The 24,570-nt window shown below is 61.3% G+C and carries 26 protein-coding genes and 1 tRNA gene; 12 read left to right on the forward strand and 15 right to left on the reverse strand.

What is annotated here, in order from left to right; genetic code table 11:
* Positions 1 to 8: 8 nt before the first annotated feature.
* The 8 genes from lexA to ACFCW2_RS12040 form a co-directional block, all read right to left on the reverse strand.
* A complete protein-coding gene (lexA, locus tag ACFCW2_RS12005) occupies positions 9 to 701 on the reverse strand; it encodes a transcriptional repressor LexA (protein ID WP_379546676.1) in 693 nt (230 codons plus the stop codon).
* A 154-nt stretch (positions 702 to 855) separates the two neighbouring features.
* Positions 856 to 1,329 (reverse strand): cyclic pyranopterin monophosphate synthase MoaC, encoded by a 474-nt coding sequence (gene moaC, locus ACFCW2_RS12010; protein WP_379546678.1) that lies wholly within the window; start codon positions 1,327 to 1,329, stop codon positions 856 to 858.
* A 42-nt stretch (positions 1,330 to 1,371) separates the two neighbouring features.
* The gene (gene trpC / locus ACFCW2_RS12015) at positions 1,372 to 2,160 is read right to left on the reverse strand and encodes an indole-3-glycerol phosphate synthase TrpC (protein WP_379546680.1); all 789 of its coding nucleotides are present in this window, start codon (positions 2,158 to 2,160) and stop codon (positions 1,372 to 1,374) included.
* Between the two features lie 11 nt (positions 2,161 to 2,171).
* Complete coding sequence (gene trpD / locus ACFCW2_RS12020; protein ID WP_379546682.1) at positions 2,172 to 3,164, reverse strand: anthranilate phosphoribosyltransferase; 993 nt, start codon at positions 3,162 to 3,164, stop codon at positions 2,172 to 2,174.
* Positions 3,161 to 3,760: an anthranilate synthase component II gene (locus ACFCW2_RS12025; protein WP_379546684.1), complete on the reverse strand. Its 600-nt coding sequence runs from the start codon at positions 3,758 to 3,760 to the stop codon at positions 3,161 to 3,163. Before ACFCW2_RS12025 ends, trpD begins: the two co-directional genes overlap by 4 nt.
* 13 nt (positions 3,761 to 3,773) lie before the next feature.
* Positions 3,774 to 4,634: a phosphodiester glycosidase family protein gene (locus ACFCW2_RS12030; protein WP_379546686.1), complete on the reverse strand. Its 861-nt coding sequence runs from the start codon at positions 4,632 to 4,634 to the stop codon at positions 3,774 to 3,776.
* On the reverse strand, positions 4,631 to 6,145 hold the full coding sequence (gene trpE / locus ACFCW2_RS12035; RefSeq protein WP_379546688.1) for an anthranilate synthase component I: 1,515 nt from the start codon (positions 6,143 to 6,145) through the stop codon (positions 4,631 to 4,633). Before trpE ends, ACFCW2_RS12030 begins: the two co-directional genes overlap by 4 nt.
* Before the next feature lie 15 nt (positions 6,146 to 6,160).
* Positions 6,161 to 8,095 carry a peptidylprolyl isomerase gene (locus ACFCW2_RS12040; protein ID WP_379546690.1) on the reverse strand — a complete coding sequence of 645 codons (1,935 nt, stop codon included), beginning with the start codon at positions 8,093 to 8,095 and terminating at the stop codon, positions 6,161 to 6,163.
* A 196-nt stretch (positions 8,096 to 8,291) separates the two neighbouring features.
* Between ACFCW2_RS12040 and tpiA the strand changes: the two genes are divergently transcribed.
* The 3 genes from tpiA (at position 8,292) to ACFCW2_RS12055 (ending at position 11,366) form a co-directional block, all read left to right on the forward strand.
* The gene (gene tpiA, locus ACFCW2_RS12045) at positions 8,292 to 9,056 is read left to right on the forward strand and encodes a triose-phosphate isomerase (RefSeq protein WP_379546692.1); all 765 of its coding nucleotides are present in this window, start codon (positions 8,292 to 8,294) and stop codon (positions 9,054 to 9,056) included.
* Between the two features lie 189 nt (positions 9,057 to 9,245).
* A complete protein-coding gene (secG, locus tag ACFCW2_RS12050) occupies positions 9,246 to 9,638 on the forward strand; it encodes a preprotein translocase subunit SecG (RefSeq protein ID WP_379546694.1) in 393 nt (130 codons plus the stop codon).
* 93 nt (positions 9,639 to 9,731) lie between these two features.
* Positions 9,732 to 11,366 carry a CTP synthase gene (locus ACFCW2_RS12055; protein WP_379546697.1) on the forward strand — a complete coding sequence of 545 codons (1,635 nt, stop codon included), beginning with the start codon at positions 9,732 to 9,734 and terminating at the stop codon, positions 11,364 to 11,366.
* Between the two features lie 337 nt (positions 11,367 to 11,703).
* Here the strand turns inward: ACFCW2_RS12055 and ACFCW2_RS12060 are convergent, their stop codons facing one another.
* Complete coding sequence (locus ACFCW2_RS12060; protein WP_379546699.1) at positions 11,704 to 12,189, reverse strand: Hsp20 family protein; 486 nt, start codon at positions 12,187 to 12,189, stop codon at positions 11,704 to 11,706.
* A gap of 161 nt (positions 12,190 to 12,350) precedes the next feature.
* Here ACFCW2_RS12060 and grxC point away from each other — a divergent pair, with 161 nt between their 5' ends.
* The 5 genes from grxC to ACFCW2_RS12085 all read left to right on the forward strand — a co-directional run bounded on the left by grxC (position 12,351) and on the right by ACFCW2_RS12085 (position 14,832).
* Complete coding sequence (grxC, locus tag ACFCW2_RS12065) at positions 12,351 to 12,614, forward strand: glutaredoxin 3 (protein ID WP_379546701.1); 264 nt, start codon at positions 12,351 to 12,353, stop codon at positions 12,612 to 12,614.
* Complete coding sequence (locus tag ACFCW2_RS12070) at positions 12,614 to 13,456, forward strand: carbon-nitrogen hydrolase family protein (RefSeq protein WP_379546702.1); 843 nt, start codon at positions 12,614 to 12,616, stop codon at positions 13,454 to 13,456. Before grxC ends, ACFCW2_RS12070 begins: the two co-directional genes overlap by 1 nt.
* Complete coding sequence (locus ACFCW2_RS12075) at positions 13,453 to 13,929, forward strand: DUF1178 family protein (protein ID WP_379546704.1); 477 nt, start codon at positions 13,453 to 13,455, stop codon at positions 13,927 to 13,929. Before ACFCW2_RS12070 ends, ACFCW2_RS12075 begins: the two co-directional genes overlap by 4 nt.
* A 65-nt stretch (positions 13,930 to 13,994) precedes the next feature.
* Positions 13,995 to 14,071, forward strand: a tRNA-Arg gene (locus ACFCW2_RS12080).
* A 20-nt stretch (positions 14,072 to 14,091) separates the two neighbouring features.
* Positions 14,092 to 14,832: a DUF1499 domain-containing protein gene (locus tag ACFCW2_RS12085; RefSeq protein WP_379546705.1), complete on the forward strand. Its 741-nt coding sequence runs from the start codon at positions 14,092 to 14,094 to the stop codon at positions 14,830 to 14,832.
* On the opposite strand, the gene ACFCW2_RS12090 is transcribed toward ACFCW2_RS12085, so the two are convergent.
* From ACFCW2_RS12090 to hppD, 4 genes are all read right to left on the reverse strand, one after another.
* On the reverse strand, positions 14,829 to 16,052 hold the full coding sequence (locus ACFCW2_RS12090; RefSeq protein ID WP_379546706.1) for an MFS transporter: 1,224 nt from the start codon (positions 16,050 to 16,052) through the stop codon (positions 14,829 to 14,831). The genes ACFCW2_RS12085 and ACFCW2_RS12090 overlap by 4 nt on opposite strands.
* A 33-nt stretch (positions 16,053 to 16,085) precedes the next feature.
* A complete protein-coding gene (locus tag ACFCW2_RS12095) occupies positions 16,086 to 17,015 on the reverse strand; it encodes a mechanosensitive ion channel family protein (protein WP_379546708.1) in 930 nt (309 codons plus the stop codon).
* Between the two features lie 63 nt (positions 17,016 to 17,078).
* Entirely contained in the window at positions 17,079 to 17,648 is a 570-nt protein-coding gene (locus ACFCW2_RS12100; RefSeq protein ID WP_379546709.1) for a VOC family protein, read from the reverse strand.
* A 120-nt stretch (positions 17,649 to 17,768) separates the two neighbouring features.
* A complete protein-coding gene (hppD, locus tag ACFCW2_RS12105; RefSeq protein ID WP_379546710.1) occupies positions 17,769 to 18,875 on the reverse strand; it encodes a 4-hydroxyphenylpyruvate dioxygenase in 1,107 nt (368 codons plus the stop codon).
* 159 nt (positions 18,876 to 19,034) lie between these two features.
* Between hppD and ACFCW2_RS12110 the strand changes: the two genes are divergently transcribed.
* From ACFCW2_RS12110 to ACFCW2_RS12125, 4 genes are all read left to right on the forward strand, one after another.
* A complete protein-coding gene (locus tag ACFCW2_RS12110) occupies positions 19,035 to 20,195 on the forward strand; it encodes an acyl-CoA dehydrogenase family protein (protein ID WP_379546712.1) in 1,161 nt (386 codons plus the stop codon).
* Between the two features lie 101 nt (positions 20,196 to 20,296).
* Positions 20,297 to 20,596, forward strand: coding sequence for an FtsB family cell division protein (locus tag ACFCW2_RS12115; RefSeq protein WP_379546713.1), 300 nt, complete (start codon positions 20,297 to 20,299; stop codon positions 20,594 to 20,596).
* Between the two features lie 127 nt (positions 20,597 to 20,723).
* Positions 20,724 to 21,812 carry a pyruvate dehydrogenase (acetyl-transferring) E1 component subunit alpha gene (pdhA, locus tag ACFCW2_RS12120; RefSeq protein ID WP_379546715.1) on the forward strand — a complete coding sequence of 363 codons (1,089 nt, stop codon included), beginning with the start codon at positions 20,724 to 20,726 and terminating at the stop codon, positions 21,810 to 21,812.
* 3 nt (positions 21,813 to 21,815) lie between these two features.
* On the forward strand, positions 21,816 to 23,213 hold the full coding sequence (locus ACFCW2_RS12125) for a pyruvate dehydrogenase complex E1 component subunit beta (protein ID WP_379546716.1): 1,398 nt from the start codon (positions 21,816 to 21,818) through the stop codon (positions 23,211 to 23,213).
* Positions 23,214 to 23,263: 50 nt separating this feature from the next.
* Here the strand turns inward: ACFCW2_RS12125 and ACFCW2_RS12130 are convergent, their stop codons facing one another.
* Both ACFCW2_RS12130 and ACFCW2_RS12135 read right to left on the reverse strand, forming a co-directional pair.
* Positions 23,264 to 23,992, reverse strand: coding sequence for a TadE/TadG family type IV pilus assembly protein (locus ACFCW2_RS12130; protein WP_379546717.1), 729 nt, complete (start codon positions 23,990 to 23,992; stop codon positions 23,264 to 23,266).
* Entirely contained in the window at positions 23,989 to 24,567 is a 579-nt protein-coding gene (locus ACFCW2_RS12135; RefSeq protein WP_379546718.1) for a TadE/TadG family type IV pilus assembly protein, read from the reverse strand. The genes ACFCW2_RS12130 and ACFCW2_RS12135 overlap by 4 nt, the downstream gene beginning before the upstream one ends.
* Positions 24,568 to 24,570: the final 3 nt, after the last annotated feature.

Raw genomic sequence — 24,570 nt, forward strand, 5'->3', positions numbered from 1 at the left:
AGATGGGCTTAATGGTAGCGCCGCAGCAATCCTGCCAGCTTGCCCTGAACCTCGACCTGGGCAGGGGCGTAGACCTGCGCCTCGTAGGCGGCATTGGCCGGATCGAGCCGGACATTGCCGCTGTCACGGTGGAGATATTTCAGCGTGGCTTCTTCATTGTTTACCAGCGCCACCACGATCTCTCCGTCGCGTGCCGTGTTGGTCCGGCGGATAAGCGCAAAATCGCCATCGAAAATGCCTGCCTCGATCATCGAATCGCCCGAAACCTCCAGCGCGTAATGATCACCGGGGCCAAGCAGCGCCGCCGGGACCGGCAGGCTCTGATAGTCCTCCAGCGCTTCGATTGGAGCGCCTGCTGCAATCCGGCCATGCAGCGGGATCTCGATCACATCATTGGCAGGCTGCGGCGAGGCGGCCGGTGCGGACGTTCGCGCACCTACCAGATCATTGGCCGCTTGCGGCTTCTTGACCGCGCCCGGCACCGCGTCTTCCGGCTGCCGGATCACTTCCAGCGCCCGCGCGCGATTGGGCAGGCGGCGGATAAACCCCCGTTCTTCCAGAGCGGAAATCAAACGATGCACGCCCGATTTGCTTTTCAGATCGAGCGCTTCTTTCATTTCCTCGAACGAGGGCGAAATCCCTGTCTCTTCCAGTCGCTGCTGGATAAACTGGATCAGTTCATGCTGCTTCGCCGTGAGCATCGGCAAGCCTCCATTACCATTCAGACTTCGCGCACCGGACGGCGAACGAATACGGAACGATTACGGAACAGAATTCCCAAAGTCAAGCAATACAGCCATTTTGGAGGGGATAGGCTGGAACAGGCGTTCCTGATTTCGTCCCACGCAGGGACCGCTAGTTATCGGCGTGCCAGTCGCCCGATTTACCGCCGGATTTTGCCAGCAGACGCACCCCGCTGATGACCATGCCCTTATCGAGCGCCTTGGCCATGTCGTAGACGGTTAGCAGGGCGACGCTTGTCGCGGTCAGGGCTTCCATCTCGATGCCGGTCTTGCCCGTCAAAGAAGCGGTTGCAGTCACGCGCACGCGGGTATCCTCGACCGCACAATCCACGCTCACTGCATCGAGAGCTAGCGGATGGCACAGCGGGATCAATTCGCCGGTTTTCTTGGCCGCCATGATGCCCGCGATGCGCGCGGCTGCCAGCACATCACCCTTGGGCATAGTGCCTTCGCGGATCGCGGTGAGGGCCTCGGCGCTCATGGAAATGAACCCTTCCGCGACCGCGCGGCGCGCCGTTTCGGCCTTTGAGCCGACATCCACCATCCGGGCTTTTCCGGCGGCGTCGAGATGGGTCAGGTCTGTCATGGGGTAGTGTCTGGCATATCGCGGCGGGTCAGCACAGCCGTCTCATTTACCAGTCAGCAAAGCACGGGTCGCGGCCGCAACATCGGCAGAGCGCATCAGGCTCTCGCCAACCAGAAATGTGCGCACGCCGCAGTTCGACAGGCGGATGCAATCGGCATGGCTGGCGATGCCGCTCTCGCCGACCAGCAAAGCGCCGTCTGGTGCCAGATTGGCGAGCCGCTCGGTGGTTTCGAGACTGGTGTTGAAAGTTTTCAGATCGCGGTTGTTCACTCCGATCAGTCGGGAGCGTAGCGCGTGCGCGCGTTCCATCTCGGCCTCGTCATGCACCTCGACGAGCACGTCCATATCATGTTCGAGAGCGGCGCTTTCAATCTCGGCCATCTGGGCGTCCGAGAGAGCCGCCACGATAATCAGAATGGCATCCGCACCCATAGCGCGTGCCTCTGCACACTGCCATGGATCGACCATGAAATCCTTCCGCAGGACAGGCAGGTCACATGCGGAACGGGCGGCGACCAGATAATCTTCATGGCCTTGAAAATAAGGGGCATCGGTCAGGACAGACAGACAGGCAGCACCGCCTGCCTGATAATCGCGGGCATGGTCGGCGGGACGGAAATCCGCGCGGATAAGGCCCTTGGAGGGGGAGGCTTTCTTGATCTCGGCGATAAGGCCGAAGCCGCTTGCAGAGGCGCGGCGCAAGGCCTGTTCGAACCCGCGTGGCCGAGATTGCCTGCCCGCCTGCTCGGACAGCCGCCCAAGGGTGGTCGCCGATTTCCGCGCAGTCACTTCGGTGCGCTTGGTGGCGCAAATCTCATCGAGCTTGTTCATTGCGTGCGCGCCTAGACTGCCATGTCGATCCAGCGGACAAGGAGCTTGCGCGCATCCCCTTCATCGAGCGCGCGCGCGGCCATCGCTGCGGCTTCTTCCCAATCCTCCGACACTCCCGCAACCAGCAATGTCGCCGCCGCATTGAAAATCACCGCATCGCGGTAGGGGCCGGGTGTACCGCGCAGCAGAGCTTTGAGAGCCGCCGCGTTGTGCTCTGCATCCCCGCCACGGATGGCCTCGATAGGGGCGTGGGGCAGGCCCACAAAGGAAGCATCGGCCCGACGCATATCGAAACGGTTGCCCATCACATCGGCAATTTCGTTCCCGCCTGCGAGGCTGAGTTCATCCAGACCTTCATCGCCTGAAACAATCATCGTACGCTCTGTTCCCAGCCGTGCCTTGGCGCCTGCATAGATCGGCACATAGCCCGGCCGGGCTATCCCGATCAGCTGGCGCTTGACCCGCGCGGGATTGGAAAGCGGCCCCATCAGATTGAAGATCGTCCGTTTGCCGATCCGCAGGCGAATGGGCTGGATGCGGCCCATGGCGGGGTGATGGTTCTTGGCGAACAGGAAGCAGATACCCAGTTCGGCAAGCGTCTTTTCTGCCGTGCGCCCCGCCGCTTCCATGTCGAGGCCAAGCGCTTCCAGGGTATCGGCTGCGCCCGCCTTGCTGCTGGCAGCGCGGTTGCCGTGTTTTGCTACCGGCACGCCGCAGGCAGCGACGACCAGACTGACGGCAGTCGAGACGTTCAACGTATGATGCCCATCGCCGCCCGTGCCGCAGCAATCCACCGCATTGTCCGGGGCATTGATGGGAATCAGCCGGGCTCGTAGGGCGCGCGCAGCGCCGGCGATCTCGTCCGAGGTTTCGCTGCGCTCGGTCATACCGGTGAGGTAGGCCTCGATATTGTCCTCGGGCACATCGCCATCGAGGATTTGGCCAAAAACTTTCTCGGCCTCGTCCTCGTCCAGATGCAACGCGGGATCGGGAAGGGATGTCATGGGCGTTTCTCCGGCGTCAGGCCGCACAATTTCATGAAGTTGGCGAGCAGGTCATGGCCGTGCTCGGTCGCGATGCTCTCGGGATGGAATTGCACGCCGTGAATGGGGAGGTCTTGATGGCGGAAACCCATGACGCTGGTGCCATCGAGACCGGGCGTTTCACTAGTTGCGTTGACCTGCAGCGCGCTCGGAATGTCTTCCACCACCAGCGAATGATAGCGGGTGGCGGTAAAGGGGGTGGGCAGACCGCTGAACACGCCGGTTCCGTCATGGTCCACCGCGCTGGTTTTCCCATGCATCAGCCCGCCGCGCACCACGAGCCCGCCAAAATGCTGGCCGATCGCCTGATGGCCCAAGCAAACGCCCAGCAGGGGCAATGCCGCATCGGCGCAGGCCGCGACCATGTCCAGGCTAATGCCGGCATCTGAAGGTGCGCACGGGCCGGGGGAGATGAGGACGCCCTTAGGGGCCAGCGCCATTGCTTCATGAGCGGACAATGCATCGTTTCGCTCCACCCGCACATCTGCGCCCAGTTCCATCAGGTAATGGACCAGATTGAAGGTGAAGCTGTCGTAATTGTCGATGACCAGGATCATGCTTGCCGCGACTCTACCGTTTCTCGACCACGATCAAGGGGCCTAAAGGCACGGTTGCGTCCATTCGGTTCTCGGCCGGGACCCAAAGGGCCGAGACATTCCCATCGAGATAAAGCGCATTGGGCGTCTGCGCGACATCGCGGAAAAATGCCGCAAACAGGCCGAAGCTGATGCCGCCATTGGACTGAACAAAATGCGCGCGGCCCTGCGGATCGACGCCAACGCCGTTGCGCACCATTTTTGACGGGCCGTCTTCCTGAAATTCCGGATGCATCTGCCCGTCGATCAGCAGCATTGGACCTGATTGCGTGCCGAAGCGGGGTCTGTCGCTGACCTTGGCGTAGAAATCTTCGGTCGTCCGCACGCGCCATGCAGTGTCGGTGCCATAGAAAACCCCGTTGGGCTTCATATGGAAATTGCCGGGACCGTCCGCGCGGTTGAGTTCACGCCGCCGTTCGCCGTTTTCGACGTAGTAACCCACCGGAGCGCCAGCTTCGTCGAACATGCCACCATTGACCGCAAAGGCGACCGGCTGCGCACTGGCTCCCCGGGCCGAGGATAGCGCCGAGAACGAGCGATAATAAGCGCCTTTGGGACCCAGAGTCATGGAGACCCGGTGGTTCTTGGGGTCGGCAATACAATGCGTCAGGGTTGCGCCCTTATAGGCGACCCGCTGGCACGGCGACGCGGGGTCAGAAGCGGGAGTTGCTTCTGGCGCTGCAGGAGCGTCTACCTCGTCATTCGCTGCCTGCGCGGTGTTGACGCCGGAGCCGATTTCGGTGCGGGTGACAGGCTCGCCTTCGGCCTGATCGCCGCATGCCGCGAGGACGAGCGCAAGAACTACAGCGACGGTTGCTGTCGCGCGCTTTTTCATTGGCCAAACCCCGGCTCGCTCGCGACTCGCGCCGCCTCACGAGCGGCGGCGAACAAGGCACCTGCCTTGGCCTCGCATTCGCGCTGTTCGGAGGCGGGATCACTGTCTGCAACAATTCCGGCACCGGCCTGCACATGCATCGTGCCATCCTTCACCACGGCGGTGCGTAGGACGATGCAGCTGTCGAAGCTTCCATCGGGTGCGAAGTAACCGACGCCGCCCGCATAAGGCCCGCGTGCATCATTCTCTAATTCGGCGATAATTTCGCATGCCCGCACTTTCGGCGCGCCGCTGACTGTGCCTGCGGGGAAGCCTGCGAACAGGGCATCGAGCGCGTCCCGCTCGGGATCGAGCTGGCCGGTCACATTGCTGACGATGTGCATTACATGGCTATAACGTTCGACCGTGAAGCTGTCTGTGACGGTCACGCTGCCGCGCTTTGCCACCCGGCCCACATCGTTGCGGCCCAGATCGAGCAGCATAAGATGCTCTGCACGCTCTTTGGGGTCGGCCAGCAGGCTGCGTTCATTCGCGTCGTCCTCGATCCGCGTTGCTCCGCGTGGCCGGGTTCCGGCAATCGGGCGGATGGTGACTTCGTTTTCGCGCAAGCGGACGAGAATTTCGGGGCTGGAGCCGACAACGGCAAATCCGGGCAGATCCAGCAGGTAAAGGAAGGGCGAGGGATTTACCCGGCGCAGCGCCCGGTAGAGCGCCAATGGGGGCAGGGGAAAGGGGCAGGAAAAGCGCTGGGACAGCACGACCTGAAAAATATCGCCGGCCACGATGTAGTCCTTCGCTCGCGCAACCATCGCCGCGTAGTCATCGCCAGCCATAGCATGGACTGGTTCCATTTCGGGCAAATCGCTGAGCTTGGCGCTGGATGGCACCGCTTCACCCAGCTTGCGCAATGCCTCGTCGATCCGCTCGCCCGCCTGTTCTAGCGCCACATCGGCTGAGGCATCGGAGGGCCAGAGCGGCGCAATGCAGAACAGCCGGTCGGACAGGGAATCGAACACGAGCAGCAGGGTGGGGCGGGTGAAGACCATGTCTGGCAGGCCGAGACCCGGTGCTCCGGCACGCGGAACATCCTCGACCATCCCGATTGTCTCGTAGGAGAAGTAACCGACCACGCAGGCCAGCGCTGGCGGCAGGCCCTCTGGTACGTCGATGCGGCTGCTATCGATCAGCGCGCGCAAGGCATCGGTCGGTTTGCTTGTGTCAGGCTCGAACGCCAGCCTGTCGCGCTGCCATTGGCGATTGATCGCGGCCCCGTCAGTATCGGAGCGGAACACCAGATCGGGGTCGATCCCCAACAGGCTGTAGCGCCCGCGCACTTCGCCGCCTTCGACCGATTCCAGCAGGAAATCCCCGCGTCCCGGCTCCATCAACTTGAGCGCTGCGCCGACCGGCGTTTCGGTGTCCGCCACCAGTTCGCGCCACACCAGCGCGGCCTTGCCGCTCTCCAGCAAGGCGCGCGCATTCTCTGCGTTGGAGAGGCCGGCAGGCGTCACAGCCCTGTTGGCGCTCTAATTGTTGCCGAGAAGCTGGCGGCGCAATGCGGCCACAGCCTCGTCATTGGTCTCCACGCCGATATCGGTGCGGACCGCCGCAATGAACTGCGCGGTGTATTCGCTGCCCAGTGTCTGCGAAAATTGCGCCTTCGCCTGCGCGAACAGCGGATCGTCGCTGGCGATCAGACCGGCCTCAATGTCATCCAGTCCGACAATAAACCAGCCCGCGTCATTTTCTGCCTCCAGCCGCTTGGTCGATCCCTCGGCCATGGAGAAGAACAGCGCCAGAGGCGGAATGACCCGCTGGCCGCTTTGCAGCAATTCTTCCCGGGTAATGTTGATCGGATCGGGGCGTGGGAGGCGGACTTCCTCGGCTGCGAAAGCGGCTGCTGGAGTGGTTCCGCCTCCTATCCTTTCCAGGATACGGTCGGCCGCCGCCTTTGCCGCAATAGAGCCGCGCGACATTTTCCAGGCCGCTTTCACCTCGTTCTCGATCTCCGCGAGAGGCGCGGTGGCGGATGGCGTGATGGTGCTTGTTTCGAACAGCAGGAAGGTTTCACCCGGCACGGCCTCGGCCAGTTGCGGTTCGCCTTCTTCCATCTGGAAAGCGGTTGCGAGCACTGGGCGCAGTATCTCGGCCACCTGCTGGTCGCGCGTGCCATAGACCAGACCGGCAGCCGTGACGGGCTGCGTGGTCGTGATTTCAACATCCAGCTCGTCGGTTACATCGCCCAGCGATTCGCCATCGGCCAGCCGCTCTTCGAACGATGCGGCCATCTCGTTGATCACCCGGCGGCGTTTTTCGGTGCGCAGGCTTTCGAGAATTTCTCGGCGTGCCTGCTCGAAGCTGCGCCCCCCGACACTGGTGATGTTGTTGACCTGCACGACATGCCAGCCAAGGCCGCTGCGCGCCGGTTCGGCGATTGCGCCATTGGCAGTCTCGAACGAGGCCTGAGCCACCGCTGGCGAGGTCTGGCGGGCAAAATCACCGCGCGACACCGGTCCGATTTGCGCGGTATCCAGCCCGGCCTCGCGGGCGGCGGCGGCCAGAGTGCCGCCGGCATTGACCCGGTTGCGAATGGCATTGGCAGCCTGCTGCGTGGGCACGATAACTTGCGTGAATGTCCGGTCCTCGCTGGCCGCGTATACCGAGCTGTTCTCGGTATAGCGTGCGCGCAGTTCTTCCTCGGTCGGCTCCGCGCGGTCGCCCAGCGCATCCAGTCCGAATGTCGCGTAGCGCAGAACCCGCCGCTCGGGCCGGATATAGTCGCTTCGATTGGCGTCGTAATATTCCTTCATCTGCGCGTCCGTAGCGTCTTCTTCTGGCGCGAACAGAGCGCTGGGCAACAGGCCCAACGTCCCGGTGCGCCGCTCTTTGAAGAGAGCGGCATAGCGGCTCGTCAGCTTGTCGGGCAGCTGCGTCCCGAAGGCGACGGGCACCATCACCTGCTGGGCGAGCAAGCCTTGCGCCAGATCGTCCCGCACGCCGACATCGCTCAGCCCCTGCTGCTGCAAGGCACCGCGATAGGCATCTTCACTGAAATTCCCGTCCGGTCCGCGAAATGCCGGAATGCGGCGGATTTCGCTGTTCACCAGATTGTCGCCGGCGCGCAGGCCGTATTTGCGGCCAAATTCGGCGATCGCCGTCCGGTCCAGCACCGTGTCGAGGACATTTTCCAGACCACCTTCCGCGATGAAGGCGGGCATGGAGATGGTGGGATTGTTCTGCCGCACCTGATCCAGCGCATTGGTGGCCGCCTGGCTCAAATCCAGCGCGCTCACTTTTTCATCGCCGACAACCGCCACATTGCTTTCGCCAGACAGACCGCCAAGCGAACCTGTGGACGAAACATCCATGCTGGCAAACGCTACACCGATCAGCAGCAGGAACGCCATGGTCAGGCCAAGACCGATCTTGGACTTAAAAAATCGTTGGAAAGCAGTGATCATCTGGGCGGTAATCCGGGGATAGACAGTGGAGGCTGGCCCTGCATGCAGAACCGGTGTGTTGCGCCAGCCTCTATAGGGGCTGCGACCTTGCCGCAACAGGTCGGAAAGGGTTTTGACCTATCGCGCCTGCTCGGCTAGCGGACCGGTCCCCCCACCGTCTAAGAGGCGGCAGACAAAGTCTAATCAGGAAATACCCATGAGCAACCGACCCTACATCGTCGGGAACTGGAAGATGAACGGCACCCGCGCGATGCTGTCGGAAGCGCGCACGATCGACCGTGCCGCCCAGCGTTATATGAAGGTGGAGGTCGCCGTTGCACCGCCATTCACGCTGATCCACGCGGTGCATAAGGAGGCCGAGCAAATTGGCGTCGGCGCGCAGGATTGTCACCCGGGCGAAGATGGCGCCCATACCGGTGATATCTCGGCTACTATGGTTTCGGATGCCGGGGCGAAGTTCGTCATTCTGGGCCACAGCGAGCGGCGGCAGAACCACGGCGAAGACAGCGCGATGGTGCTGGCCAAGCTGCACGCCGCGCTGAATGCCGGGATCAATGCCATCATCTGCTGCGGTGAGCCAGAAGATGTGCGGGTTGCCGGCGATGCGGAGAAATATGTTCTCGATCAGCTGCGTGCGTCCTTGCCCGAAAAGCTGGACGATGCCGGCGAGCGTCTGACTGTCGCTTACGAGCCCATCTGGGCAATCGGCACCGGACGGGTCGCGACGGTAGAAGATATCGAGGCGATGCATGGGGCGATCTATGCGTTCCTGAAAGCCCGCTTCGGCGAGGAAGCGGCTCAGGGTATCCGGATTTTGTACGGCGGTTCGGTGAAGCCGGAGAATGCCCGCGAGATCCTCGCAGTGCCGCATGTTGGCGGCGCTCTGGTCGGCGGGGCGAGCCTGTCTGCAGACAGCTTTATGAACATCGCCCTGGCCGCTGGCGAGATCGAGGAGCAGTAATCCGGTTCGTTGGGCGGGGCGCTGACGCTCTGCCCGCAATTCTGTCTTCGGCCCGTCTTCAATCCATCTTCGGCCCGTCTTCAATCCATCTTCGGCCCGTCTTCGACCAAGCCCCCTTGGCTTACGGCCCCCCAGCGCCTAAATGCGCTGCCTACGCACGGCAATTCGCCGGTAAAGGTGCACTATTTCATGTTTCTCTTTCTGACCGTCGTTCAGGCCATCGTGGCCGCAGCCCTTGTCGGGGTGATCCTCATGCAGCGCTCCGAAGGGGGCGGGCTTGGTATCGGCGGTTCGCCGGGCGGGATGATGAGCGCACGCGGTGCAGCTGACTTCCTGACACGCACGACGCGCATTCTGGCCATTCTTTTTGTGGTCCTCTCGATTGCGCTGGCCGCCTTGGCGGTGGACCTGTCGGGCGGGGATGAGATCGAATCGACGCTGGACCGCACCGTTACCGCGAAAGAAGATCCACTGGCCGCGGGCGGCGCGGTCGACGCGGGCACTGCGGATGGGGAAGCGGCTGTCCCGGCAGACGCTGCTCCGGCGGCAACCGACGATCCGCTGGCCGGCGCGACCGAATAAACCACTCATTCCCAAATTAATGTGGATGAGCCTGCGCGGCTCGCCCCATTTCGCTTGCCCCGAATCCCTGCGGGCGCTTAAGGCTTTCCTCCCATGGCGCGGTTCATTTTCATTACCGGCGGCGTGGTCTCCTCGCTCGGAAAAGGTCTTATGGCGGCGAGCCTTGGCGCGCTGCTGCAGGCGCGTGGCTACAAGGTCCGCATCCGTAAATTCGATCCCTATCTGAATGTCGATCCGGGCACGATGAGCCCGTATCAGCACGGCGAAGTCTACGTCACAGATGACGGGGCAGAGACCGATCTGGACCTGGGGCATTACGAGCGCTTCACCGGCGTATCCGCTCGGCAGAGCGACAACATCACGTCTGGCCGGGTCTATCAGGACATCATCGCGCGCGAGCGGCGCGGCGATTATCTCGGCGCGACCGTGCAGGTGATCCCGCATGTGACCGACGCGATCAAAAACTTCGCGCTCGCCGATCAGGGCGATCTCGATTTCATCCTGTGCGAAATCGGCGGGACCGTCGGCGATATCGAATCGCTGCCCTTCATGGAGGCGATCCGGCAGCTACGGAACGAGCTGGAGCCGCTCCAGACGTTGAGCGTTCACGTCACGCTGGTGCCCTATATTGCCGCGGCGGGCGAGCTGAAGACCAAGCCGACGCAGCATTCCGTGCGCGAGCTGGCGAGTCTGGGCATCAAACCCGACATTCTGCTGTGCCGCGCGGAGCATCCCATTCCGGAAGGCGAGCGCAAAAAGATCGCGCAATTCTGCAATGTGCGCGCCGAATCGGTCATTCAGGCGCTGGATGCGCCCTCGATCTATTCCGTCCCGCTGCAATATCACGGCGAGGGACTGGACAGCGAAGTGCTGCGCGGCTTCGGCATTACCGACGCGCCCGAGCCCGATCTTTCGGCATGGGATGATGTGACCGACCGCTATTTCCACCCTGAAGGAGAGGTGACCATTGGCGTGGTCGGCAAATATGTCGGCCTGCAGGATGCGTATAAGTCGCTCAACGAAGCGCTGGTCCACGGCGGCATGGCCAACCGGGCGAAGGTCCACATCAAATGGATCGACGCCGAGTTGTTCGAAAACGCCGGTACCGATCTCGCGGCCGAGCTCGAGCCGCTGCATGGAATTCTGGTGCCCGGCGGATTCGGAGAGCGCGGCAGCGAGGGAAAAATTGCCAGCGTGCGCTTCGCGCGCGAACGGAATGTTCCGTTTTTCGGCATTTGCCTCGGCATGCAGATGGCCTGCGTGGAAAGCGCACGATCGGCCGGCCACGAAGCGGCGTCCTCTACCGAATTCGGCTCCACGCAGGAGCCGGTGGTGGGCATCATCACCGAATGGATGAGCGAAGAGGGCATCGAAACGCGCGAAGAAGGCGGTGATCTGGGCGGGACGATGCGTCTGGGTGCCTATGATGCGCAATTGGCCGAGGGCAGTCTTGTCAGCCGGATTTATGGCGGGGAAACAATGATTTCAGAGCGGCATCGCCACCGCTATGAGGTGAACGGTGCCTATCGCGAAGCGTTGGAAGGGGACGGATTGACCTTCTCCGGGATGTCACCCGATGGCCTGTTGCCCGAGATTGTCGAGCGGCCCGATCATCCCTGGTTTGTCGGCGTGCAGTTCCACCCGGAGTTGAAATCGAAGCCCTTCGCACCCCACCCGCTCTTCGCCGGATTTATCGAGGCAGCGCTGAAACAATCGCGACTTGTCTGACTTTTTTATGAGAATGTCGCGTCCATACAATACCGCGACACATCCTTTCATGTAGTTACCGTTGCAATCAGTGGGGGCTCGCAGAGCGCATGCTGAGCGAGGGATGACAGGGACGCTTCCTCACCAGAATTAGAGCTTGTCGGACGTTGGCCATCTTCTGCGACCCGGATGGCCAGAATTCGATAGGGCGGCATTGCGCCGCGGGGCAGACTCCCATCCCGGGGTCTGCCCCTTACTGTATCTGGCGCAATCTTCTTTGGCGGTCAGCGCACACAAAATGGCCCGCCACCGCTGACTGAGCGGGGCGGGCCAAACATTTCAGCAAGAGGTTGCCGGATCAGGCGGCGTCGATCGCGCGCCCGTCATTCTCGCCATCTTCGCTATCGACAATCGACAGCGAGGGTTGGCCATTCACGGCAATCTTCTTCGGCTTCATCGCTTCGGGCACTTCGCGCACCAGATCGACCGTCAGCAGGCCATCGGCCAGATCGGCGCTCTGGACCCTAACATAGTCGGCCAGTTCAAACCGGCGCTCGAACCCGCGATTGGCGATGCCGACATGCAGCATTTCGCCTTCGGGATTGTCTTCGCGCTTACGGCCGATCACGGTCAGCAGGTTCTGCTGGGCGGTAATGTCGAGATCTTCGGAGCGGAAACCGGCAATGGCCAGCGTGATGCGATAATCGTCATCGCCGCGCTTCTCGATATTGAAGGGGGGGTAATTGTCGCCCCCGCCGGCACGGTGCTGGTTTTCCAGAACATCGAACAGCCGGTCAAAACCGACGGTGCTGCGGCGATAGGGGGTGAAATCAAAACGTGACATACAAACTCTCCTGTGAGCAATTCGAATGATTTACCGGACCCGCAAGGCGCGGCATCCGTTACGATAAACAAGCGGCCCGTTGTGGCACCGCCCGGTGGCAAATATATGGGTTTGCAAACGCAGGTTTCAAGACCTGCCAAACGATTGAAAAGGCAATGAATATGACAACGCCCAAGGTTGATATCTACACCAAGTTCGGCTGCGGATACTGCTTCCGCGCGAAACGCCTGCTGGATGAAAAGGGCGTGGTGTACGAGGAATTCGACATCACCATGGGCGGCCCCAAGCGGGATGAAATGCAAGCACGCGCACCGGGCGCACGCACCGTTCCGCAGATATTTGTCGGTGATACGCATGTCGGCGGTTCGGACGAATTGGCCGCGCTGGAGCGCGAGGGCAAGCTCGACGCCCTGCTGGCTGGCTAATGGAGCAGTCGGCCCCGACCCGTATCGCGGTTGCCCAGATGCAGACCGGTATCGACCCAGCTGCCAATGCCGCCGAGTTGACCAGTCAGGTCGAGCAGGCAGCGGGCGAAGGGGCGGCTATGCTGTTCACCCCGGAGATGACGGGCCTGTTGGACCGCGACCGGAAACGGGCGGCCGCATCCATCGTCGCCGAAGCCGACGATCCCACATTAGCGAGCGCCCGTGAAGCAGCGGCCCGCCACGGTATCTGGATCGCCATCGGTTCGCTCGCTTTGAAAGGCGAGCAGGACGGATTGTGGGTCAACCGCTCGCTGCTGGTCGACAATGCCGGCAAGATCGCGGCGCGTTATAACAAGATGCACATGTTCGATGTCGATCTGGCGAGCGGGGAAAGCTGGCGCGAATCCAATGCCTATCAGGCGGGTTCCGATATTGCCGTGGCGTCTACGCCGGCAGGCACATTGGGGCTGACAGTTTGCTACGATATTCGCTTCCCGGCTTTGTTCGAGGAGCTGGGCCGGGCGCTGTGCGACATCATCGCGATACCCGCCGCCTTCACAGTGCCGACGGGCAAGGCGCATTGGCATGTGATGCAACGTGCGCGGGCCATCGAAGCCAGCGCTTATGTCGTGGCGGCCGCGCAGGTCGGCAAACATGCTGATGGACGCGAGACATACGGGCATTCGCTGGTTGTCGATCCGTGGGGCGAGGTGCTCCTTGATCTGGGCGGAGAAGGGCCCGCGCTCGGCTTTGCGGAGATCGATCCGGAGCGCATCGCGCAGGTCCGAGCGCAAGTGCCCAGTCTTGCGAACCGCCGCCCCGTTGCTACATCCAGACCATGATTGTTTACGACCTAGCCTGCGATAATGCGCACTGCTTTGAAGTGTGGTTCCGCTCCAGCAGCGACTACACCGAACAGTGCGAGCGCGGTCTGGTCCAATGCCCGCATTGCGGGTCGAAGGACGTTGCAAAGGCACCCATGGCGCCCGCAATCGGAGCCAAAGGTAATCGGCAGCAAGTGGCAAGGTCTGAAACGCGAACGAACACGCCAGAACCGGTCGAAGGCGGTAAGCTGCCGGAGAAGATCAAGGCAGCAATGACCGCGCTCGCCAAAGCGCAGGCCGAGACGATCAAGGACAGCACCTGGGTGGGCGAGGACTTCGCCAAGCAATCGCGCGAAATGCACTATGGCGAGCGCGACGAGGCGCTGATCCATGGCCGCGCGACCAAGAAGGAAGTCGAAGGGCTGGTCGATGAAGGCATCGGTATTGCCCCGTTGCTAGTTCCGGTGGTCCCGCCGGACGAAGCGAATTAGCACCGCCGCGGCCCACACTTGCGCGATTGCCAGCAAACGCGCTGCGTCCTAATGGCGGTGCTTCAGTCCCCGTAGCTCAGTTGGATAGAGCATCGGATTCCTAATCCGGGGGCCGGAGGTTCGAATCCTCTCGGGGACACCAGTTTGGGGCAGGAGACTATCATGACGAACGGCAATCACCCTTGGACCCGGCGGGTCAGTGCCTTTGCCTTTGTATTGGCCATCGCCGCGGTGCTGGTCGCGTTTATCGGTATGACCCTCGCGCGGTTTGATCTGGTCGGCAAGTTGCCCGGTTTCATGTCCTTTCTTTATATGGTGCCCGTTGCGGGTGTCGCTGCTCTGGTCGGCGTCATTGCCCTGATTATGAACTGGCGGACGGGATGGCCTGCGGCGAAGAAGGCGGTGGGCGCAGTCCTGATCGGCGGCGGCGCGTTTGGCGCGGCTACGCTGGCGATGAGCCCGGCGTCGCAGGTGCCTGCCATCCATGACATCACCACCGATCTCGATTCTCCGCCCGCCTTCACCGAGCTGTCAATCCCGGAGGACAATCTGCGCGGCGTCGACACGGTCGAGAAATGGAAGGAAATGCATGTCGAGGGATACCCCGATCTCGATGGCATTGTGGTGGATGCTTCGCCCGCAGACGTGATTGCCAAGGCCGAGCAGCTGGCCGCCGACAGGGGCTGGACCATTGCCGCCGCTGCGCCGGAAGAGGGCAGGCTGGAAGCGGTCTCCTACGCTTCGTGGATCAAGTTCGAAGACATTGTCGTTGTGCAGGCTGTTGCGCAGGAACAAGGCGGCACGCGCGTAGACATGCGCTCGGTCAGTCGTGTCGGAGTGAGCGATCTGGGCGAGAACGCGAAACGGATCCGCGCTTTCCTCGCCGATCTGCAGGCGGGCTAATCCGCGCTGCCGGTCCCGCGCATCCCGGTCCAGCTGAGCGCAACAATGCCCAGCGACATCGCGCCAACCAGCAAGGCCGTGCCGCCCCATCCGGCCAGCTCGTAGGACACCGGTGCGGCCCAGCTGGCAATCCCTGCGCCTGTGAACATCAGGATGATGTAGCCGGTCATAAGCCGCGTGCGGATGTCCGCATCGAGCGCGAGAAACGTCATGCGTCCGGTGACATCGACCGACGGCCCGACAAGGTTCATGACGCTTAAGGGTATCAGGAGCAGCCACAAACTGTCGCCCAGCGGCCAGAGCAGGGCGATACCCGCGGCCTGCGCCACGGCGAGCCAGAAGCGTGCTTTGTAGGCTCCCACTCGGTCGGCCCAGCGGCCCAGTGCCGGCGTTGCGAAGATGCTCACAACCGAAATTCCCGCCAGATAGCCGACTGTATCGGTGCCGTAACCCATGGCATCGCTGGTGAGATGGAAGGCGAGGGCAAGCCAGACGGACAGGAATATCCCGAAATTGAGCGCCTGAATGATGCCCGAGCGGATTACCAGCGGGTATTCGCGCATCAGGGTGAGGGTTGAGAAAACGAGCGACCAATAGGGCTGGCGCTTGGCCGGATCGGGCTGGGCGCGGCGCGGTTCCAGAAACAGCGGAACAGCCAATGTCACGCCGACCATGATGGCACCGGCAATCCAGTAGACCACGCGCCAGTCGACATATTCGGCGATAATTCCGGCACCCACGCGGGCAATTAGAATGCCGACAATAATGCCTGCCGTCAGCGTGGCGGTGACGCTGCCGAGTTTGTCGGGCGACACGCGCTTCGAGGCGTAGGACGGCATCAGATAGGGCACGATGGTGAAGAAGCCGAGCAGGGTGGAGCCGGCCACAAACAGCGCGAAACTTTCGGCCCATGCCATAAGAAACAGCGATGCCGCCTGCGCTGCGGAGAGGACAAGCGAGAGCTGCCGGGCAGGGTAACGGTCACCCAGCGGGAGGAGCAGGAAGATACCCAGCGCCAAAGCTATCTGGTTGGCGGCGGGAACGAGTCCTATCTGCGCCGCGCCCGCACCGAAATCCGGGCCGATATCCGCGATGATCGGGTGGATGTAATAGGCGTTGGCCACCGTCGCGCCGGTAATTGCGGCAAGCGCAAACTCGCTCCGGCGCGAGAGGCCCTGGGGCTGGGAGGCCTCCGGCGCGGGCTGATCGGAAACGGACATGCCAAGCCGAGTGCCGCAACCGGCGCCCGAATACTAGCTGCCCGTGCTCGGTTCGCCCGGTTCGTTGCCCATCGGCACGCGCTCCTTGAAGGTGTGGGTGATATAGGGGAACGGAATTTCGATGCCCGCATCGTCCAGCCCGCGCTTGATCGCGCGCACCACCTGGTCGGTCGATTCCCACATGTCGCGCGGCTTCGAACCGCTCCACCAGCGCACTTTGAAATTGACCGAGCTATCGCCGAACTCGTTGGCGAAAATGTCGATGCCCTTGTCGGTATCGACCGCCTCGCAGCTTTCGACCGAGGATCGGATCACCTTCGCTGCATGGTCAAGATCGGTGTCGTAGGACACCCCTGCCATTATCTCGTGGCGGCGCTGCGTCTCGTCGGTCAGAATTTGGACCGGGTTCTTGAACAGCATGGAATTGGGCACCAGCGTTACCTCGCCCGACAGTTTGCGGACATAGGTTTCGCGCAGGGTGATATGTTCGACCTTGCCGGAGATGCCCTCGCATTCGATCACATCGCCGATGCGCATTTTCTCCCGCAGCATGATGAGCACGCCAGCGAGGAAGTTCTCGAAAATATCCTGAAAGGCGAAGCCAATCGCAACGGCGCCAATGCCAAGGCCGGCGATGACGCTGGCGGGGGTGAAGCCGGGCATCATGACGACCAGCGCCGCCATCAGGCCAACCAGCCAGATGCCCAGTTTCACGAGTGTGTCGATCAGGTTTTTCAGGCTGGGCCGGATATCGGTCTTGCCAGTGATCCGGTCGGCAATGCGGACGGCAAACTTCGCCACCAGCCAGGTGATGATGAGGACGACCACACCAATTGCGAGATTGGGCAGGGTGGCGATAAAGCCCTCCGCCATACCCACGAGTGTGTCTTGTAATGTGCCGACTGTGTTGACGGTGCGGTCGAAAGCTTCACCGGGTGCGGTGGTTGTCGTCGAAGAAGTCATGAAAATCCTTGGCCTGTTTGATGCGCGAAACGCATCAGCAGCCCGGGAAGTTCCGCTTCCGGATCAATCAGCTGCCTTGGCGTGTTCCTCGCGAGCGATTTCGTGCAGCCATGCGGCGTGCTGTGGGGCCTTCTTCGTCTCGCTCCATTCGTCGAGCATCGGCATGGCGACGCGCTTCAGCTCGGCATACTGCTCGTCGGTCCCGATATCGGCCGCCAGCTCTACGCGGTGGCCATTGGGGTCGAAGAAATAGATCGATTTGAAAATGCCGTGATGCGTCGGGCCGAGAACGTCGATGCCGAGGCCTTCGATATGCTCCTTCGCGGCCAGCAATTCGTCGAGGCTGCCGACACGAAAAGCCAGATGCTGGACCCACGCAGGCGTGTTCTCGTCGCGGCCCATTTCCTTCTGGTTGGGCAGTTCGAAAAACGCGAGGATGTTGCCATTACCCGCGTCGAGGAACACGTGCATATACGGGTCGTATTCGCCGGTGGACGGCACGTGGTCTTCCGAGAACGCGGAGGTGTATTCCATGCCGAGGACCTTGGAATACCACTCGACGGTCTCCTTGGCGTCCTTGCAGCGATAGGCCGCGTGATGGACGCCGCCGAGTTTCACGGGATGTTCGCTCATGGTCAATCTTTCAAACCGTACGCCCTGAGCCTGTCGGAGGGCTGCTTATTCTTCGTCCGTCATTCTCAAATTGAGAGCAGTGCTGCGACAGGCTCAGCACGAACAGGACTTAGGCACGGATTACTCAGCGGGTTCTGCCTCTTCCACCTTCAGCGCACCGCGGTTGATCTGGTCGCGTTCCATGCTCTCGAACAGGGCCTTGAAGTTACCCTCGCCGAAGCCGTCATCGCCTTTGCGCTGGATGAACTCGAAGAACACCGGGCCAACCTGTGCCTCGGCAAAAATCTGCAGCAGCAGGCGGGGCTGTCCGCCCTCTGTGGTGCCATCCATCAGGATGCCGCGCATTTTCAGCGCTTCGGCATCTTCGCCGTGTCCGGGCAGACGCTCGTCAAGCATCTCGTAATAGGTAGCGGGCGGGGCGGTCATGAAGGGCACGCCGAAACTTTTCAGGCGGTCCCACGCAGCCACAAGATCGTCACAGATCAGCGCGATGTGCTGGATGCCTTCGCCGTTGAACTCCTTCAGGAACTCCTCGATCTGGCCCTTGCCGCCTTCGCCTTCCTCGTTGAGCGGGATCTTGATCTTGCCGTCCGGAGCGGTGAGCGCTTTGGATGTCAGGCCGGTATATTCGCCCTTGATGTCGAAGAAGCGGATCTCGCGGAAATTGAACAGCGTTTCGTAATAGTCCGCCCAATAGGCCATCCGTCCGTTGTAAACGTTGTGGGTCAGGTGATCGATAATGTCGAAGCCCGCGCCTTCGGGGTGTTTTTCTACGCCCGGCAGATATTCGAAATCGATGTCGTAGATCGACAGACCGTCTTCGCCTTCATCGGCATAGCGGTCGATCAGATAGACAATCGCGCCGCCGATCCCGCGAATGGCGGGAATGCGCAGCTCCATCGGGCCGGGTTCGTTGGCAACCGGTTCTGCGCCCTTTTCCAGCAGGTGGTCATAGGCCTTGGCTGCATCCTTCACACGGAAGCCCATGCCGCAGGCGGAGGGGCCGTGCTCGCGGGCGAAATACCATGCGGCGCTGCGCGGTTCATAATTGGCTATGAGGTTGATGTTCCCCTGCCGCCAGAGATGCACGTCCTTGCTGCGGTGCGAGGCGACTTGCGAGAAGCCCATGGCTGTGAAGACCGGCTCAAGCTGGCCCTTTTCCGGTGCGCAGAATTCGACGAACTCGAATCCATCGAGGCCGGCGGGGTTTTCGAACAGGTCGGTCATGGAGTGTCTCTCTAAGCTCGAGGCGTCAAACTGGTTTCAATAGAAACTATATAACCGCAAATTGTGTCAATTGTAAAGCGCACGGGACCCCTAGCGGTTCCATTGGTTGATTGAGCGTGCGGCGAGCGCCAAGACACTCGCCGAAGCAATGGAGTAAGCATGCAAGAACGTGAAGACCTGGCCGAGATTCGCCGCGCTGTGCGGGCGCTATGCGATGAGTTCCCCGGCGAATACTGGCGCGACAAGGATCGCGACCGGGCTTACCCGTCCGAGTTTGTCGATGCTCTGACCAAGGCGGGTTTTCTCGCCGCGCTGATCCCGGAGGAATATGGCGGAAGCGGACTAAAGCTCGATGCCGCAGCGGTCATCATGGAGGAAATCCAGGCATCGGGTTCAAATGGCGGCGCGGCCCATGCGCAAATGTATGTGATGAACACTCTGCTGCGGTATGGCAGCGAGGATCAGAAGAGCCATTATCTGCCCAAGATCGCTGACGGCACGCTGCGTCTGCAGGCCTTCGGTGTGTCCGAACCAACCAGCGGTACCGACACGCTGTCGCTGCGCACCTTTGCTGAGCCCGATGGCGATGACTATGTCATCAACGGCCAGAAAATATGGACCAGCCGGGCGGAGCATTCCGACCTGATGATGCTGCTGGCGCGCACCACGCCTAAGGGCGAGAGCGCCAAGAAGACCGAAGGCCTGTCGCTGTTTCTGGTCGACATGCAGGAAGCGCAGAAATCGGGCGGCATGACCATCAAGCCGATCCGTACAATGATGAATCACTCCTCCTGCGAAGTGTTCTTCGATGATCTGCGCATCCCCAAATCCGCGCTGATCGGAGAGGAAGGGAAGGGCTTCCGATATATCCTCTCCGGCATGAATGCAGAGCGCGTGCTGATCGCGGCAGAGTGCATCGGCGACGCCAAGTGGTTCATCGAAAAGGCAAGCGAGTATGCCAAGGAGCGGCAGGTGTTCGGTCGTCCGATTGGCCAGAACCAGGGCATCCAGTTCCCCATCGCGCGGTGCTATGCCCAGATGCGCGCGGCGGAGCTGATGGTGTATCATGCGGCCGAAGTTTACGACCAAGGCGGCAATGCGGGGGAGGAGGCCAATATGGCCAAGATGCTCGCCTCCGAAGCCAGTTGGGCCGCAGCCGATATGTGCGTGCAAACCTATGGCGGTTTCGGCTTCGCCGAAGAATATGACGTTGAGCGGAAATTCCGCGAAGCGCGGCTGTATACGGTTGCTCCGATCTCGACCAATCTGATCCTCAGCTACCTGTCGGAGCATGTTCTGGGCCTGCCTCGCTCATATTAAATCCAATGGTTTGAATCGCTTGCAGAAAAAGCGAAAATTAGCGCTTGAATACAGGCGTTAACTGTGATTCTTACACTTGTATGACGCATAGCGGGCACAAATTGGTTTCACGGCGGGAGCAGGCGGTGCAGGGCATCGCACTGGTATCCTTGCTCGTGCTGACCGGTCTTGCTTTGCTTGGGCCGAGCGGTCTGTTGGCGTGGGGCGAGCAGGCCAGCCTGCTGGAGCAGCGCAAGAGCCAGATTGCCGTTCTGGAGGCCAAGCGTTTTGAGATGAAGGGCCGGGTCGATGCGCTTCATCCCGACCGCGCCGATCCCGATATGGTCGGCGAATTGCTGCGCAAGAACATGCATGTCGTGCACCCGGACGAGATCGTTCTGACGCTGGAGCCCGAGGGCTGAGGCTACGCCTGCTGGCCGCTACGGCGCCGGGTGAATTCCTATTCGGAAACATTGCGAAGACTGACGGGTTGGGCCAATAGACGCCAACTCGCGCTGCGACTGTGTCGCGGCCTGCAATGGAAGAGGAATGACGCGCTTGGCCAAGCCATCGAAAGCCCGCAAGACCCCTGCAAAACCTGCCGCGCAGGAAGACGAGGACTTCGCCCTGCACAGCCTGCAGGCCGCGTTCGAGAAGAAGAAGCGTTTCGATGCGAGCGAAGAGCAGATGCTCGAATTCTACGAGCAGATGTTGCTCATTCGCCGGTTCGAGGAACGCGCAGGGCAGCTTTACGGCCTCGGCCTGATTGGTGGGTTCTGCCACCTCTATATCGGGCAGGAAGCGGTCGCCATTGGTCTCCAGTCCGCGCTCGACGGGGACAAGGACAGCGTGATTACCGGTTACCGCGATCACGGGCACATGCTGGCCTACGGCATCGATCCCAACGTTATCATGGCCGAACTGACCGGACGGCAGGCCGGCATATCCAAGGGCAAGGGCGGCTCCATGCACATGTTTAGCACGGAGCATAAGTTCTACGGCGGGCACGGCATTGTTGGCGCGCAGGTGTCGCTCGGCGGGGGCCTCGCCATGGCGCACAAATATCGCGGCGACGGCGGCCTGTGCCTCGCCTATTTCGGCGATGGTGCTGCCAACCAAGGTCAGGTCTACGAGACTTTCAATATGGCGGCATTGTGGAACCTGCCAATCGTCTTCGTGGTCGAGGACAACCAGTACGCCATGGGCACGGCGAGCGCCCGCAGCTCGGCGGAAACCCGTTTCCACCGGCGTGGCACGGCGTTTCGTATTCCCGGCATGGATGTCAACGGCATGGACGTCTTGGAAGTACGGGCCGCGGCCGAGGTTGCGTTTAAACATGTGCGTGACGGCAATGGCCCGGTTCTGATGGAGCTTAACACCTACCGCTATCGCGGGCACTCCATGTCCGACCCCGCGAAATATCGCACGCGCGAAGAAGTGCAGGACCAGAAAGACCGTCACGATCCCATCGAAGCGTTGAAGAAGGTGCTGCTCGAAAACGGCAAGACCGAGGACGAATTGAAAGCCATCGACAAGGCGATCCGCGCACGGGTTTCGGAATCGGCGGACTTCGCCGAGAACTCGCCCGAGCCGGATCCGGCCGAACTCTACACCGATGTTCTGGTGGAGGAGTATTGAGCCATGGCGATTGAACTGAAAATGCCCGCGCTTTCTCCGACGATGGAGGAAGGCACGCTCGCGAAATGGCTGAAGGCCGAAGGCGACGAGATCGCCATCGGGGACATTATCGCCGAGATCGAAACCGACAAGGCAACGATGGAATTCGAAGCCGTCGACGAGGGCACGCTGGGCAAGATCCTGGTCGAAGAGGGCACCGAGAACGTCGCGGTCGGAGCCGTCATTGCCATGTTGCTGGGTGATGGCGAGGACGCTGGCGAGACAAGCGCAACCGAACCGGCAGCTGCTGAGGCCAAGGACGACGTACCGGGCGAGGGCAAGGATGTTGGCCGCGAGCCGTCCGAAGCCGAATTGACGAAGCCTGCGAAGCTGGAACGCGCACCGGTCGCCGATCCCGCCATTCCCGAAGGCACGTCGATGACCTCGACCAGTGTGCGCGAAGCCCTGCGCGATGCGATGGCCGAGGAAATGCGCCGCGATGACCGCGTATTCGTAATGGGCGAGGAAGTTGCCGAATATCAGGGCGCTTACAAGGTCACTCAGGGCCTGCTCGACGAATTCGGCGACAAGAGGGTTATCGATACGCCGATCACCGAATACGGCTTTGCCGGTATCGGCACGGGCGCGGCGATGGGCGGCTTGCGACCGATTGTGGAGTTCATGACCTTCAACTTCGCGATGCAGGCAATCGATCACATCGTGAACTCGGCTGCGAAGACCAACTATATGTCAGGCGGCCAGATGCGCTGTCCGGTGGTGTTCCGCGGACCGAATGGTGCCGCTAGCCGGGTGGGTGCCCAGCACAGCCAGAATTACGGCCCATGGTACGCCAGCGTGCCCGGCCTGATTGTCATTGCTCCCTATGATGCGGCGGATGCGAAAGGCCTGATGAAGGCCGCCATCCGAACTGAAGATCCGGTCGTGTTCCTGGAAAATGAGCTGGTCTACGGGCGCAGTTTTGATGTCCCCGATCTCGATGACCACGTTCTGCCGATCGGTCAGGCGCGGATTATGCGCGAGGGTTGCGATGTTACCATCGTGTCGTACTCCATCGCTGTGGGTCTGGCGCTGGAAGCCGCCGAGGAGCTGGCGGGCGAGGGCATCGATGCCGAGGTGATCGACCTGCGCACATTACGCCCGCTGGACAAACATACCGTTCTGGAAAGCCTGAAGAAAACCAACCGCTTGATCGTAGCGGAGGAAGGCTGGCCGACCTGCTCCATCGCCAGCGAGATTATCGCCATTTGCATGGAAGAGGGCTTCGACGATCTGGATGCGCCGGTACTGCGCGTAACTAACGAGGATGTTCCGCTGCCCTATGCGGCCAATCTGGAAAAGCTGGCGCTATTGGACAGCGCCCGCATCGTCAGCGCAGCCAAGCAGGTGTGTTACAAGGACTGATCTGCTGCGGGGTCGGTCTATCCGCACCCCTGTCAGCACATTGCGCGCCTTTAGGTGCCCGGTCCGTCCTGGCTGCCGGGGGCATTGATCATTCCGCCGCCTACTTCCCCATCGAGGTTTGTGTAGGTGGCGCATGAAGCAACCGGATCGGGGGAAGCCGGATCGCGCTGGTAAATCTGCGTGAGGTCGCGATCTGCACGAACGGTGAAGGCTGAATGCGCGAAGATCATCGAATCTCCGACCAGAGAATCGGAGAACAGGGGCTGATACTGGTAGCTGATTTCTACAAACATCACCGCGTCGCCTTCCTGCGCCGCAACCTTCTGGTTCTTCGGTCCCATGCCTTTAAATGAACCGCCCTTGTCGCCTTCCTGGCCATAGGTGGATGCCCAGCCGAGCTTCCCTTGGCACCGCTGCCAATGGATCCATTGCTTGGTCGGTGCGTCCGGGTCTGTCTCCAGGCTGGAAATGATGATCCGTCCATGCTCGAAGATGTCCAGATTGCCGACCTGCAGGTCGACGCCAACCATCAGATCGTTCAAATCGGACTCGTAAATGGCCCGGTTATCGAGCGAGGACACGTCACCGATGCGAGAGGCATTATCGGCCACGTGAATAGCGGCCTGATTTACCTTCATATGGACGATCGTGAGGTAGGCGGTTTCCATGCCGAACAGCCCGATGCCAATCATGAATGGAGCGGCCAATGCAAACTCGGTCATCGCGACGCCGCTTGTATCACGCAGCATGGTGCGAAGTTTTCTGCCGATGCGGCTCATATACAATTCTCCGTCGCCGGCGGATTTTCGTTGATGTCGTAAGGTTGATTGCGCAGCACCGTGGACGACGATGCGGTGTATTTCTCCGGGAGGCTGGTGAACGCATCGATCGGGAAAAAGCGGTCGAAGGTCATGGTGGCCGTCAGGACAACCGCATTGCGCGCACCGCCCTGTCCGGCCGCGCCGCGATCCAGATCGTAGGCACCATTCCCATTGGCGTCCTCGAACGGCTCGCCATCATTGCAGGTTCCGTCGCCGTTGACGTCGGTATAATCTTCCGGCTGCGAGACATCGGAGAATTCGGCATAGGAGGTGCGCGCAAAGGTTACGTTGGCGCTACCGACAGCCCGCCGCACCTGCTGGGTGACCTGGGCGTCGATTGTCCCCGTATCCGCATCCTCGATAGTCGAATTGCGGCCGGCCTCCTGCATGGCGCCTTCCAGAATGGCATTGGCGTACATATTGTAGCTCACGTCGAACAGACCGAGCAGCAGCGTCATCAGCACCGGCACCACCAGCGCGAATTCGACAATGGTCGCGCCGCTTTGGTCGGCAACAAGATCAGGTTGAGACATTTG

Origin of the sequence: Qipengyuania algicola, from assembly GCF_042492175.1 — a bacterium.
Lineage (GTDB): Bacteria > Pseudomonadota > Alphaproteobacteria > Sphingomonadales > Sphingomonadaceae > CAJXSN01.

What these genes read in the sequence shown, in the direction of transcription:
- pdhA (WP_379546715.1), top strand. Translation starts at nt 20,724, where the DNA reads ATGACGCGCTTGGCCAAGCCATCGAAAGCCCGCAAGACCCCTGCAAAA.
- hppD (WP_379546710.1), bottom strand. Translation starts at nt 18,875, where the DNA reads ATGACCGACCTGTTCGAAAACCCCGCCGGCCTCGATGGATTCGAGTTC.
- ACFCW2_RS12055 (WP_379546697.1), top strand. Translation starts at nt 9,732, where the DNA reads ATGGCGCGGTTCATTTTCATTACCGGCGGCGTGGTCTCCTCGCTCGGA.
- ACFCW2_RS12070 (WP_379546702.1), top strand. Translation starts at nt 12,614, where the DNA reads ATGGAGCAGTCGGCCCCGACCCGTATCGCGGTTGCCCAGATGCAGACC.
- ACFCW2_RS12125 (WP_379546716.1), top strand. Translation starts at nt 21,816, where the DNA reads ATGGCGATTGAACTGAAAATGCCCGCGCTTTCTCCGACGATGGAGGAA.
- trpD (WP_379546682.1), bottom strand. Translation starts at nt 3,164, where the DNA reads ATGACATCCCTTCCCGATCCCGCGTTGCATCTGGACGAGGACGAGGCC.
- ACFCW2_RS12090 (WP_379546706.1), bottom strand. Translation starts at nt 16,052, where the DNA reads ATGTCCGTTTCCGATCAGCCCGCGCCGGAGGCCTCCCAGCCCCAGGGC.
- ACFCW2_RS12030 (WP_379546686.1), bottom strand. Translation starts at nt 4,634, where the DNA reads ATGAAAAAGCGCGCGACAGCAACCGTCGCTGTAGTTCTTGCGCTCGTC.
- lexA (WP_379546676.1), bottom strand. Translation starts at nt 701, where the DNA reads ATGCTCACGGCGAAGCAGCATGAACTGATCCAGTTTATCCAGCAGCGA.
- ACFCW2_RS12040 (WP_379546690.1), bottom strand. Translation starts at nt 8,095, where the DNA reads ATGATCACTGCTTTCCAACGATTTTTTAAGTCCAAGATCGGTCTTGGC.
- ACFCW2_RS12075 (WP_379546704.1), top strand. Translation starts at nt 13,453, where the DNA reads ATGATTGTTTACGACCTAGCCTGCGATAATGCGCACTGCTTTGAAGTG.
- ACFCW2_RS12130 (WP_379546717.1), bottom strand. Translation starts at nt 23,992, where the DNA reads ATGAGCCGCATCGGCAGAAAACTTCGCACCATGCTGCGTGATACAAGC.
- ACFCW2_RS12085 (WP_379546705.1), top strand. Translation starts at nt 14,092, where the DNA reads ATGACGAACGGCAATCACCCTTGGACCCGGCGGGTCAGTGCCTTTGCC.
- ACFCW2_RS12060 (WP_379546699.1), bottom strand. Translation starts at nt 12,189, where the DNA reads ATGTCACGTTTTGATTTCACCCCCTATCGCCGCAGCACCGTCGGTTTT.
- ACFCW2_RS12025 (WP_379546684.1), bottom strand. Translation starts at nt 3,760, where the DNA reads ATGATCCTGGTCATCGACAATTACGACAGCTTCACCTTCAATCTGGTC.
- ACFCW2_RS12135 (WP_379546718.1), bottom strand. Translation starts at nt 24,567, where the DNA reads ATGTCTCAACCTGATCTTGTTGCCGACCAAAGCGGCGCGACCATTGTC.
- ACFCW2_RS12100 (WP_379546709.1), bottom strand. Translation starts at nt 17,648, where the DNA reads ATGAGCGAACATCCCGTGAAACTCGGCGGCGTCCATCACGCGGCCTAT.
- trpC (WP_379546680.1), bottom strand. Translation starts at nt 2,160, where the DNA reads ATGAACAAGCTCGATGAGATTTGCGCCACCAAGCGCACCGAAGTGACT.
- secG (WP_379546694.1), top strand. Translation starts at nt 9,246, where the DNA reads ATGTTTCTCTTTCTGACCGTCGTTCAGGCCATCGTGGCCGCAGCCCTT.
- tpiA (WP_379546692.1), top strand. Translation starts at nt 8,292, where the DNA reads ATGAGCAACCGACCCTACATCGTCGGGAACTGGAAGATGAACGGCACC.
- ACFCW2_RS12110 (WP_379546712.1), top strand. Translation starts at nt 19,035, where the DNA reads ATGCAAGAACGTGAAGACCTGGCCGAGATTCGCCGCGCTGTGCGGGCG.
- moaC (WP_379546678.1), bottom strand. Translation starts at nt 1,329, where the DNA reads ATGACAGACCTGACCCATCTCGACGCCGCCGGAAAAGCCCGGATGGTG.
- grxC (WP_379546701.1), top strand. Translation starts at nt 12,351, where the DNA reads ATGACAACGCCCAAGGTTGATATCTACACCAAGTTCGGCTGCGGATAC.
- ACFCW2_RS12095 (WP_379546708.1), bottom strand. Translation starts at nt 17,015, where the DNA reads ATGACTTCTTCGACGACAACCACCGCACCCGGTGAAGCTTTCGACCGC.